Consider the following 11,328-nt stretch of genomic DNA (forward strand, 5'->3'; position numbering starts at 1 on the left):
GAATCCCTCGTCCGGTGAGTGAGACTGGTTCTCCGTAGAGATACGAAACCGTAGAGATACGAAGTAGTACGAGAAACGAGGTCGGATGATGCGTACGCGTCCGCTGAAGGTGGCGCTGCTGGGCTGTGGAGTGGTCGGCTCAGAGGTGGCGCGCATCATGACGACGCACGCCGACGACCTCGCCGCGCGCATCGGCGCGCCGGTCGAGCTCGCCGGCGTGGCCGTCCGCCGGCCCGACAAGGTCCGCGGGGGAGTCCCCGCCGAGCTGATCACCACCGACGCGACCGCCCTCGTCAAACGCGGGGACATCGACGTCGTCGTCGAGGTCATCGGCGGCATCGAGCCGGCCCGCACCCTCATCACCACCGCCTTCGAGCACGGCGCCTCCGTCGTCTCCGCGAACAAGGCGCTGCTCGCCCAGGACGGCGCGAGCCTCTACGCCGCCGCCGAGCAGCACGGGCAGGACCTGTACTACGAGGCCGCCGTCGCGGGTGCCATCCCGCTCATCCGGCCGCTGCGCGAGTCCCTCGCCGGCGACAAGATCAACCGTGTGATGGGCATCGTCAACGGCACGACGAACTTCATCCTCGACAAGATGGACTCCACCGGCGCCGGCTACCAGGAGGCCCTGGACGAGGCCACCGCCCTCGGGTACGCCGAGGCCGACCCGACCGCCGACGTCGAGGCCTTCGACGCCGCCGCCAAGGCCGCCATCCTCGCCGGTATCGCCTTCCACACGCGCGTGCGTCTCGACGACGTCTACCGCGAGGGCATGACCGAGGTCACCGCCGCCGACTTCGCCTCCGCCAAGGAGATGGGCTGCACCATCAAGCTGCTCGCGATCTGCGAGCGGGCCGCCGACGGCGAGTCCGTCACCGCGCGCGTGCACCCCGCGATGATCCCGCTCAGCCACCCGCTCGCCTCCGTCCGCGAGGCGTACAACGCGGTCTTCGTCGAGGCGGAGGCCGCCGGGCAGCTCATGTTCTACGGCCCCGGGGCGGGCGGCTCGCCGACCGCCTCGGCCGTGCTCGGCGACGTCGTCGCCGTCTGCCGCAACCGTCTCAACGAGGCGACGGGCCCCGGCGAGTCCGCGTACACCCAGCTGCCCGTGAGCTCCATGGGCGAGGTCGTCACGCGGTACCACATCAGCCTCGACGTGGCCGACAAGCCGGGCGTCCTCGCCCAGGTCGCGACGGTCTTCGCCGAGCACGGCGTATCCATCGATACGGTGCGCCAGCAGGGCAAGGACGGCGAGGCCTCCCTCGTCGTCGTCACCCACCGCGCGCCCGACGCCGCCCTCTCCGGGACCGTCGAGGCGCTGCGCAAGCTCGACACCGTGCGCGGTGTCGCCAGCATCATGCGTGTTGAAGGGGAGTAAGGACCCATGACCCACAAGGGCACCCACCAGTGGCGCGGCATCATCGAGGAGTACCGGGACCGCCTTCCGGTCACGGACACGACGCCGGTCGTCACGCTCCGTGAGGGCGGCACGCCGCTCGTCCCCGCTCAGGTCCTCTCCGAGCGCACGGGCTGCGAGGTGCACCTCAAGGTCGAGGGCGCCAACCCCACCGGTTCCTTCAAGGACCGGGGCATGACCATGGCCATCTCGAAGGCCAAGGAGGAGGGCGCGCAGGCCGTCATCTGCGCGTCCACCGGCAACACCTCCGCCTCCGCGGCCGCCTACGCGGTCCGCGCCGGGATGGTCTCCGCCGTCCTGGTGCCGCAGGGCAAGATCGCGCTCGGCAAGATGGGCCAGGCGCTCGTTCACGGCGCGAAGATCCTCCAGGTCGACGGCAACTTCGACGACTGCCTGACCCTGGCCCGCAGCCTCTCCGAGAACTACCCGGTGGCGCTGGTCAATTCGGTCAACCCGGTCCGCATCGAGGGCCAGAAGACCGCCGCCTTCGAGATCGTGGACATGCTGGGCGACGCCCCCGACATCCACGTGCTGCCCGTCGGCAACGCCGGCAACATCACGGCGTACTGGAAGGGGTACCGCGAGTACGCCGCCGACGGTCTCGCCACCCACCGCCCGCGCATGTGGGGCTTCCAGGCCTCCGGCTCCGCCCCGCTCGTGCGCGGCGAGGTCGTCAAGGACCCGTCGACGATCGCCACCGCGATCCGCATCGGCAACCCGGCCTCGTGGGACTACGCGATCGCCGCGCGCGACGAGTCGGGCGGCTTCATCGACGAGGTGACGGACCGTGAGATCCTGCAGGCATACCGCCTGTTGGCCGCTCAGGAGGGCGTCTTCGTCGAGCCCGCCTCGGCCGCCTCGGTCGCCGGTCTGCTGAAGGCCGCCGCGCAGGGCAAGGTCGACCCCGGCCAGACGATCGTCTGCACCGTCACCGGCAACGGCCTCAAGGACCCCGACTGGGCCGTCGCCGGCGCGCCGCAGCCGGTCACCGTCCCGGTCGACGCCGCGGCCGCCGCCGAGCGCCTCGGTCTGGCCTGAAAACAAGCAAGGCCCGCCGGTTCCTGATCGGGTGAAACCCGATCAGGAACCTACATAGGCGCACAGGATGGCTCGCGACACGCATCGTGCGCCTCCTGTGCGCCCTATGTCGCCACAGAACCTTCCTTCGATAGGCTGTACCGAACCCGCCCCGACGCATATGCGCGGTGTCGTTGCCGTTGTCGCCTCCGAGGCCGAAACGGCCCCCCGGGGTCCGGGTCCCCGAGTGCTTCTCTTGTCATACCCGTTGTCCGAAACACCGTTTTCGCAATACAAGGAGAGTCAACGAGCGATGGCCGGTCCAGCGTTCCGCGCCGCCGCCGTACGGGTGCGCGTCCCCGCCACCAGCGCCAACCTCGGCCCGGGCTTCGATGCCTTCGGCCTGTCGCTGGGGCTCTACGACGACGTCGTCGTCCGGGTCGCCGACTCCGGGCTGCACGTCGACATCGCCGGTGAGGGCGCCGAGACGCTCCCGCGCGACGAGAGCCACCTGCTCGTACGCTCCCTGCGCACGGCCTTCGACCTGCTCGGCGGGCAGCCGCGCGGCCTCGAGGTCGTCTGCGCCAACCGCATCCCGCACGGCCGCGGCCTCGGCTCCTCCTCCGCCGCCATCTGTGCCGGCATCGTCGCCGCCCGCGCCGTGACCATAGGCGGGGACGCCAGGCTCGACGAGGCCGCCCTCCTGGAGCTGGCCACCGAGATCGAGGGCCACCCCGACAACGTCGCCGCCTGTCTGCTCGGCGGATTCACGCTCGCCTGGACCGAGTCCGGTGCCGCGCGGGCGATCAGGATGGATCCCTCGGATTCCATCGTTCCGGTGGTTTTCGTCCCCGGAAAGCCCGTACTGACCGAGACCGCCCGCGGACTCCTGCCGCGCACCGTCCCGCACGTGGACGCCGCCGCCAACGCCGGCCGTGCCGCCCTCCTCGTCGAGGCCCTGACCCGGCGCCCCGAGCTGCTGCTCCCGGCCACCGAGGACCGGCTGCACCAGGAGTACCGGGCCCCCGCGATGCCGGAGAGCATCGCCCTGGTGAACCGGCTGCGCGCGGACGGCGTCCCCGCGGTCATCTCCGGCGCGGGCCCCACGGTCCTCGCGCTGGCCGAACACGGGACGGCCGACAAGGTCGCCCGCCTCGCGGGCGAGGGCTGGGCCGCGAACCGGCTCGACCTCGACGCGTCCGGAGCGAGTGTCCTGCCGCTGGCGCCCTAGGCGTGTGGCGGCCGGGGCGCCGGGCAGCGCCTCGGACATGAGATTGCCGGTGAGGGAGAGGGGGAATGTTTGTTGGAGCCGGTAGTGTTAACCTCAAGTCTGCACCTGACCTCTTTGTGGAGCGGTGCGGAGTGTCCCCATCAGGGACCACCATTCTTCCGGGAGCCTCCCCAACTGCCTGAGCAGCCTGCCTGAGCAGTTTCGAGCACGCTCCGGAACCGGCACGACACCCCTCGCTCTTCTTTCGAGCCGAGGGCCGAGCAGGGGGCGCTCGGGCCGGACCCACAGCACGTTTCTCCTCTTCCGCCGCACCCGGCGGGACCACCGCCCCGGACACGGTCCACCGAACATGGGACCGCTGCCGGACAGCACAACCGGTCGCCGAGCCAGATGGCCGACGTCCGCTCCAGGGAAGGACCCTTCGTGAGCGACACCACCGATCTGATGGGCGTGACTGCCGACAACAGTGTCGACACCGCCGCGCCCGCCGCAGGTGCCACCGGCACCGCACGGCGCCGCCGCTCCGGCACCGGCCTCGAGGGCATGGTCCTGGCCGAGCTGCAGCAGGTCGCGTCCGGCCTCGGCATCAGGGGCACCGCGCGGATGCGCAAGAGCCAGCTGATCGAGGTCATCAAGGAGGCGCAGGCCGGAGGCTCCGCCGCCCCCGCCAAGGCCGCCGACGCCGCCGAGACCAAGCCGAAGCGCCGCGCCACCTCCAAGGCCCGCACGGGCGAGTCCGCCGAGGCGGCCGCGCCCAAGGCGGAGAAGGCCGAGAAGGCCGTCGCCCAGCAGCAGATCGACATCCCGGGCCAGCCCGCCGCCGACGACGCCCCGGCCGGTGAGCGCCGTCGTCGTCGCGCCACCGCCCCCGCCGGTTCCCCGGAGGGCGAGGCCAAGGCGGAGGCCGCCCAGGTCGTCAAGACCGAGGCCCGTACCGAGACCCGCGAGGTCAAGGCCGAGCCGCAGGCCGACGCCAAGGCCGAGACCGCCGTCGACGGCGCCGAGGGCCGCGGCCGCCGTGACCGCGGCGAGCGCGGGGAGCGCGGCGACCGCCGTGACCGCCGCGACCGTCAGCGCGACCGCAAGGGCGACGAGCAGCAGGGCGGTGGCCAGGGCGGCCAGCGCCAGCGCCAGGGCGGTCAGGGCCAGGGACAGCAGGGCCAGCAGGGCGGCCAGCAGGCCGGTCCGCAGGACGAGGACGACTTCGAGGGCGGCCGTCGTGGCCGTCGCGGGCGCTACCGCGACCGTCGTGGCCGTCGTGGCCGTGACGACTTCCAGGCCGGCGAGCCGCAGGTCGCCGACGACGACGTCCTGATCCCCGTCGCGGGCATCCTCGACATCCTCGACAACTACGCGTTCATCCGGACCTCCGGCTACCTGCCCGGCCCGAACGACGTGTACGTCTCCCTCGCCCAGGTCCGCAAGAACGGCCTGCGCAAGGGTGACCACGTCACCGGCGCCGTGCGTCAGCCGAAGGAGGGCGAGCGCCGCGAGAAGTTCAACGCGCTGGTCCGCCTGGACTCCGCGAACGGCATGGCCGCCGACTCCGGCCGCGGCCGCCCGGAGTTCAACAAGCTGACCCCGCTCTACCCGCAGGACCGCCTCCGCCTGGAGACGGACCCGGGCGTGCTCACCACCCGCATCATCGACCTCGTGTCGCCGATCGGTAAGGGTCAGCGCGGTCTGATCGTGGCCCCGCCGAAGACCGGCAAGACCATGATCATGCAGGCGATCGCCAACGCGATCACGCACAACAACCCCGAGTGCCACCTGATGGTCGTCCTGGTCGACGAGCGTCCGGAAGAGGTCACCGACATGCAGCGGTCGGTCAAGGGCGAGGTCATCTCCTCGACCTTCGACCGTCCGGCCGAGGACCACACCACCGTCGCCGAGCTGGCCATCGAGCGCGCCAAGCGCCTCGTGGAGCTGGGTCACGACGTGGTCGTCCTGCTCGACTCCATCACCCGCCTGGGCCGCGCGTACAACCTCGCGGCGCCGGCCTCCGGCCGCATCCTGTCCGGTGGTGTCGACTCGACCGCGCTCTACCCGCCGAAGCGCTTCTTCGGTGCCGCGCGCAACATCGAGGACGGCGGTTCTCTGACCATCCTCGCGACTGCTCTGGTGGACACCGGTTCACGCATGGACGAGGTGATCTTCGAGGAGTTCAAGGGCACCGGCAACATGGAGCTCAAGCTCGACCGGAAGCTCGCCGACAAGCGCATCTTCCCGGCCGTCGACGTCGACGCCTCGGGCACGCGCAAGGAGGAGATCCTCCTCGGCAGCGACGAGCTCGCCGTCACCTGGAAGCTGCGTCGCGTGCTCCACGCGCTCGACCAGCAGCAGGCGATCGAGCTGCTGCTCGACAAGCTCAAGCAGACGAAGTCGAACGGCGAGTTCCTGCTCCAGATCCAGAAGACGACGCCGGGCGGCAGCAACGACTGACGCGAGAGCTGCGTCACACGACGAGAGCCGGGCCCCGGGCCCGTAACCCCGTCGTGACCTGCGTGAACCACTGCGCCCACCGTGCCCCGCACGGTGGGCGCAGTGTCGTTTCCGGGCGGAGCTCACCCAAACCTCACAGGCCTGTATGCAACCCTTTCGGGTGCTTCGCCGTCACAGAAGGTAAATCCGAGGGCGTCACACAGGGTGCATTCGAGGGCCGAGGGAAGACGATGACCGAGCAGAGCAAGACCGGCCGCGCACGCGGCGCGGGCAGCGGCCGACGCCGCAAGCAGCCCGCCAAGCGGCGCACGGCGCCGATCCTGATATCGGGGGCCGTCGCGGTCCTCGTCCTCGGCGGTGCCGGACTCGGCTACGTCTACTTCAAGCTCGACGGCAACCTCAAGGGCGTCGACATCAACGCCCAGCTGGGCACCGAGCGACCCGACGACGTCGACAACGGCTCCCTCGACATCCTCGTCCTCGGCTCCGACTCCCGCTCCGGCGACAACGGCGCCTACGGCAAGGACGAGGGCGGCGCCCGCTCCGACACCGCGATGGTCGTGCACGTCTACGAGGGCCACAAGAAGGCGAACGTGGTCTCCATACCCCGCGACACCCTCATAGACCGGCCCTCCTGCACCGACGCGCAGGGGGGCGCCGTCCCCGCCGAGCGGCGGGCCATGTTCAACACGGCGTACGAGGTCGGCGGCCCCGCCTGCGCCGTCAAGACCGTCGAGTCGATGTCCGGCATCCGCATGGACCACTACATCGAGGTCGACTTCACCGGCTTCAAGAAGCTCATCGACGAACTCGGCGGCGTCGAGATCACCACCACGCAGGCCATCAAGGACTCCAAGAGCCACCTCGACCTCGCCCCGGGCACGCACACCCTCGACGGCGAGCAGTCCCTCGGCCTCGTCCGCACCCGCAAGAGCGTCGGCGACGGCAGCGACCTCGGCCGCATCCAGCTCCAGCAGGCCTTCATGAAGGCCTTCCTGAACCAGGTCAAGGACGTCGGCGTCTTCTCGAACCCGGCCAAGCTGTACGGGCTCGCCGACGCCGCCACCAAGGCGATCACGCCCGACTCCGAGCTCGACTCGGTCCAGGAGCTGACGGGCTTCGCCAAGGGACTCTCCGGCATCGGCGCCCAGAACGTCCACATGGTCACCCTGCCCGTCGAGTACGACCCCCGGGACCCCAACCGCGTCGTCCCCCTCGAAGCCAAGGCCGCACAGGTCTGGAAGGCCCTCAAGGGCGATCTGCCGATCCCCGCATCGGCCACGAAGGACACCGCCGCCGGCAAGGCCGAAGGCGTCGTGAAGTAGACCCGGGGAGCGCCGGAAAAACACCAAAAAAGCCCCGGGAGAGCGGTGGGGGAGCCCCGGGGGGAGCCCTGGGGGAGCCCTGGGGGACAGTCGGGGAATACCTCCGGGCCGACCCCCGTTTTGGGAGATGCGGCCGGTCCTGGCAGACTGGTACGTCGGCCCCGGTTCACGCTGTCCGCAACCCGCGGCGGCGACCCGGCGCCCTCCCGAAACTAGGAGACACCTTGAAGCGCGAGATCCACCCCGAGTACGTCGAGACCCAGGTCAGCTGCACCTGCGGCGCGTCGTTCACCACTCGTAGCACCCTGACCGAGGGCACCATCCGTGCCGAGGTCTGCTCCGAGTGCCACCCGTTCTACACGGGCAAGCAGAAGATCCTCGACACCGGCGGCCGCGTGGCCCGCTTCGAGGCCCGCTTCGGCAAGGCCGGCTCCGCCAAGTAGCGAGCCCCTGCGCCGGTCCTCGGTCGCCCCGCGCGGGTGGCCGGGACCGGCGCTTTGCCGTCCCGTAGCAACTGACGAAAACCCCAGGAGCCCCCGATGTTCGAGGCGGTCGAGGAACTGGTCGGCGAGCACGCCGACCTCGAGACGAAGCTCGCGGACCCTTCGGTCCACGCCGATCAGGCGAACGCGCGCAAGCTCAACAAGCGCTACGCCGAGCTGACCCCGATCGTCGCCACCTTCCGCTCCTGGAAGCAGACCGGTGACGACATCGAGACGGCGCGCGAGCTGATGCACGACGACCCCGACTTCGCCGCCGAGGTCAAGGAGCTCGAGAAGCAGCGCGAGGAGCTCACCGACAAGCTCCGCCTGCTCCTCGTCCCGCGCGACCCGAGCGACGACAAGGACGTCATCCTGGAGATCAAGGCGGGCGCAGGCGGCGACGAGTCCGCCCTCTTCGCCGGCGACCTCCTCCGGATGTACCTGCGGTACGCCGAGCGCGTCGGCTGGAAGACCGAGATCATCGACGCCACCGAGTCCGAGCTCGGCGGCTACAAGGACGTCCAGGTCGCGGTGAAGACCAAGGGCGGCAACGGCGCGACCGAGCCCGGCCAGGGCGTCTGGGCCCGGCTCAAGTACGAGGGCGGGGTGCACCGCGTCCAGCGCGTGCCCGCCACCGAGTCCGCCGGCCGCATCCACACCTCCGCCGCCGGCGTGCTCGTCACGCCCGAGGCCGAGGAGGTCGACGTCGAGATCCACGCCAACGACCTGCGCATCGACGTCTACCGCTCGTCGGGCCCCGGCGGCCAGTCCGTCAACACCACCGACTCCGCCGTCCGCATCACGCACCTGCCGACCGGCATCGTCGCCTCCTGCCAGAACGAGAAGAGCCAGCTCCAGAACAAGGAGCAGGCCATGCGCATCCTTCGTTCCCGGCTCCTCGCCGCCGCCCAGGAGAAGGCCGAGGCCGAGGCCGCCGACGCCCGCCGCAGCCAGGTCCGCACCGTCGACCGCTCCGAGAAGATCCGTACGTACAACTTCCCGGAGAACCGGATCTCGGACCACCGCGTCGGCTTCAAGGCGTACAACCTGGACCAGGTGCTCGACGGCGACCTGGACCCCATGATCCAGGCCTGCGTCGACGCCGACTCTGCGGCGAAGCTCGCCGCGGCGTAACACCGCAGCACAAGGCCCCCCTCAAGCCCCACCCCGCACCACGGAGGACCAGCGTGAACCTGCTGCTTGCCGAGGTGGCCCAGGCCACCCAGCGGCTGGCCGACGCCGGCGTTCCCTCACCGCGTTTCGACGCCGAGGAGCTCGCCGCGTTCGTGCACGGCGTCAAGCGGGGGGAGCTGCACAACGTCAAGGACGCGGACTTCGACGCCCGCTACTGGGAGGCCGTCGCCCGCCGAGAGGCCCGCGAGCCGCTCCAGCACATCACCGGCCGGGCGTTCTTCCGCTACCTGGAGCTCCAGGTGGGGCCCGGCGTCTTCGTGCCCCGCCCGGAGACCGAGTCGGTCGTCGGGTGGGCCATAGACGCCGTACGCGCCATGGACGTCGTCGAACCGCTCATCGTCGACCTGTGCACCGGCTCCGGGGCCATCGCCCTCGCGCTCGCCCAGGAGGTGCCGCGCTCGCGGGTGCACGCCGTGGAGCTGTCCGAGGACGCGCTCGCGTGGACCCGCAAGAACGTCGAGGGCTCCCGCGTCGTGCTGCACGAGGGCGACGCGCTCACCGCGCTCCCCGAGCTGGACGGCCAGGTCGACCTGGTCATCTCCAACCCGCCGTACATCCCGCTCACCGAGTGGGAGTACGTGGCGCCCGAGGCCCGCGACCACGACCCGGAGATGGCCCTCTTCTCCGGCGAGGACGGCCTCGACACCATCCGCGGCATCGAGCGGACCGCGCACCGACTCCTCCGCCCCGGCGGCCTCGTCGTCATCGAGCACGCGGACACCCAGGGCGGGCAGGTGCCGTGGATCTTCAACGAGGAGGCCGGCTGGGCCGACGCCGCCGACCACCCGGACCTGAACAACCGGCCGCGCTTCGCGACCGCCCGCAAGGCGATGCCATGACCGCCATGACGAACGACGCGTACGAGGAGGCCGGGAACTGATGGCACGGCGATACGACTGCAACGAGGCGACCGACCGCGTGACCGGTCTGCGCGAGGCCGCGTCCGCCGTCCGCCGGGGCGAGCTGGTCGTGCTGCCCACCGACACCGTGTACGGGATCGGGGCGGACGCCTTCAGCAGCGAGGCCGTCGGCGACCTGCTCGCCGCCAAGGGCCGCGGCCGCAACACGCCCACGCCCGTGCTCATCGGCTCCCCGAACACCCTCCACGGCCTGGTCACCGACTTCTCCGAGCAGGCCTGGGAGCTCGTCGACGCCTTCTGGCCCGGCGCGCTCACCCTCGTCGCCAAGCACCAGCCGTCCCTCCAGTGGGACCTCGGCGACAGCCGGGGGACCGTCGCCATCCGGATGCCGCTGCACCCGGTCGCGATCGAACTGCTCACCGAGGTCGGCCCGATGGCCGTCACCTCGGCCAACCTCATCGGCCACCCGGCGCCGGAGGACTGCGACGCGGCGCAGGGCATGCTCGGCGACTCCGTCTCCGTCTACCTCGACGGCGGCCCGACGCCCGGCATCGTCCCCTCGTCCATCGTCGACGTCACGGGCAAGGTGCCGGTGCTGCTGCGCGAGGGCTCGCTCTCCCCGGAGGAGCTCCGGAAGGTCGTACCCGACCTCGAGGTGGCCAGTTGACCGCCCCTGAGGGGCGTGGCATAGCGGGGCACGAAGACAGCGACACCTTCCGCATCCTCCACGTCAGCACCGGCAACGTCTGCCGCTCGCCGATCACCGAGCGGCTGACCCGCCATGCCCTGAGCGTCCGCCTCGGCGACCCCCTCGGCGGCGGCCTGATCGTGGAGAGCGCGGGTACCTGGGGCCACGAGGGCGCCCCCATGGAGACCAACGCCGAAATGGTCCTCGCCGACTTCGGCGCCGACTACAGCGGCTTCGTGGGCCGCGAGCTCCTCGACGAGCACGTCATCCGCGCCGACCTCGTCCTGACGGCCACCCGCGACCACCGGGCGCAGGTCATCTCGATGGGCCACTCGGCGGGCCTGCGCACCTTCACCCTGAAGGAGTTCACCCGGCTGGTCCGCGCGATCGACCCGGCGACCCTGCCGGACCCGCGGGACGAGGGCATGGTGGAACGCGCCCGTGCCCTGGTCCGCGCGGCAGCGGCTCTACGCGGGTGGCTCCTGGCCCCCTCGGTGGACGCCGACGAGGTCAACGACCCGTACGGCGCGCCGATCACCTTCTTCCGCTCGATCGGCGACGAGATCAACGAGGCGCTGGACCCGGTGGTCACGGCCCTGACGGGCGTGAGCGCCCGCCGTTGACGGCGGCGCGGGGGAAGGGCCTCCGCCCCGCTCGGCGGTCGGAGGCCGC

General features: G+C 71.1%; 10 protein-coding genes. All 10 read left to right on the forward strand.

What is annotated here, in order from left to right; all coding sequences use genetic code 11:
* The first annotated feature begins 85 nt into the window (after window positions 1–85).
* Window positions 86–1,378 carry a homoserine dehydrogenase gene (locus ACF07V_RS22485; protein WP_369146526.1) on the forward strand — a complete coding sequence of 431 codons (1,293 nt, stop codon included), beginning with the start codon at window positions 86–88 and terminating at the stop codon, window positions 1,376–1,378.
* Between the two features lie 6 nt (window positions 1,379–1,384).
* Window positions 1,385–2,455 (forward strand): threonine synthase, encoded by a 1,071-nt coding sequence (gene thrC, locus ACF07V_RS22490; protein ID WP_365220422.1) that lies wholly within the window; start codon window positions 1,385–1,387, stop codon window positions 2,453–2,455.
* 292 nt (window positions 2,456–2,747) lie between these two features.
* Window positions 2,748–3,665: a homoserine kinase gene (thrB, locus tag ACF07V_RS22495; protein ID WP_392156587.1), complete on the forward strand. Its 918-nt coding sequence runs from the start codon at window positions 2,748–2,750 to the stop codon at window positions 3,663–3,665.
* A gap of 423 nt (window positions 3,666–4,088) precedes the next feature.
* Window positions 4,089–6,107, forward strand: a complete 2,019-nt coding sequence (rho, locus tag ACF07V_RS22500) for a transcription termination factor Rho (protein ID WP_392156588.1) — start codon at window positions 4,089–4,091, stop codon at window positions 6,105–6,107.
* Window positions 6,108–6,337: 230 nt separating this feature from the next.
* On the forward strand, window positions 6,338–7,432 hold the full coding sequence (locus tag ACF07V_RS22505; protein WP_392156590.1) for an LCP family protein: 1,095 nt from the start codon (window positions 6,338–6,340) through the stop codon (window positions 7,430–7,432).
* A gap of 224 nt (window positions 7,433–7,656) precedes the next feature.
* On the forward strand, window positions 7,657–7,875 hold the full coding sequence (rpmE, locus tag ACF07V_RS22510) for a 50S ribosomal protein L31 (RefSeq protein ID WP_030321069.1): 219 nt from the start codon (window positions 7,657–7,659) through the stop codon (window positions 7,873–7,875).
* A gap of 96 nt (window positions 7,876–7,971) precedes the next feature.
* Complete coding sequence (gene prfA / locus ACF07V_RS22515) at window positions 7,972–9,048, forward strand: peptide chain release factor 1 (RefSeq protein WP_392156592.1); 1,077 nt, start codon at window positions 7,972–7,974, stop codon at window positions 9,046–9,048.
* Between the two features lie 53 nt (window positions 9,049–9,101).
* Complete coding sequence (prmC, locus tag ACF07V_RS22520; RefSeq protein ID WP_352028391.1) at window positions 9,102–9,947, forward strand: peptide chain release factor N(5)-glutamine methyltransferase; 846 nt, start codon at window positions 9,102–9,104, stop codon at window positions 9,945–9,947.
* A 40-nt stretch (window positions 9,948–9,987) separates the two neighbouring features.
* Window positions 9,988–10,635: an L-threonylcarbamoyladenylate synthase gene (locus tag ACF07V_RS22525; RefSeq protein ID WP_392156594.1), complete on the forward strand. Its 648-nt coding sequence runs from the start codon at window positions 9,988–9,990 to the stop codon at window positions 10,633–10,635.
* Complete coding sequence (locus ACF07V_RS22530) at window positions 10,632–11,279, forward strand: protein-tyrosine-phosphatase (protein WP_392156595.1); 648 nt, start codon at window positions 10,632–10,634, stop codon at window positions 11,277–11,279. Before ACF07V_RS22525 ends, ACF07V_RS22530 begins: the two co-directional genes overlap by 4 nt.
* Window positions 11,280–11,328 lie beyond the last annotated feature (49 nt).

The organism is Streptomyces sp. NPDC015661 (assembly GCF_043077765.1).
In the GTDB taxonomy this organism is placed as follows: domain Bacteria; phylum Actinomycetota; class Actinomycetes; order Streptomycetales; family Streptomycetaceae; genus Streptomyces.

Excerpts from the sequence above, each read along its gene's own strand:
- ACF07V_RS22485 (WP_369146526.1), top strand. The coding sequence starts at position 86 with ATGATGCGTACGCGTCCGCTGAAGGTGGCGCTGCTGGGCTGTGGAGTG.
- thrC (WP_365220422.1), top strand. The coding sequence starts at position 1,385 with ATGACCCACAAGGGCACCCACCAGTGGCGCGGCATCATCGAGGAGTAC.
- thrB (WP_392156587.1), top strand. The coding sequence starts at position 2,748 with ATGGCCGGTCCAGCGTTCCGCGCCGCCGCCGTACGGGTGCGCGTCCCC.
- ACF07V_RS22505 (WP_392156590.1), top strand. The coding sequence starts at position 6,338 with ATGACCGAGCAGAGCAAGACCGGCCGCGCACGCGGCGCGGGCAGCGGC.
- prfA (WP_392156592.1), top strand. The coding sequence starts at position 7,972 with ATGTTCGAGGCGGTCGAGGAACTGGTCGGCGAGCACGCCGACCTCGAG.
- ACF07V_RS22525 (WP_392156594.1), top strand. The coding sequence starts at position 9,988 with ATGGCACGGCGATACGACTGCAACGAGGCGACCGACCGCGTGACCGGT.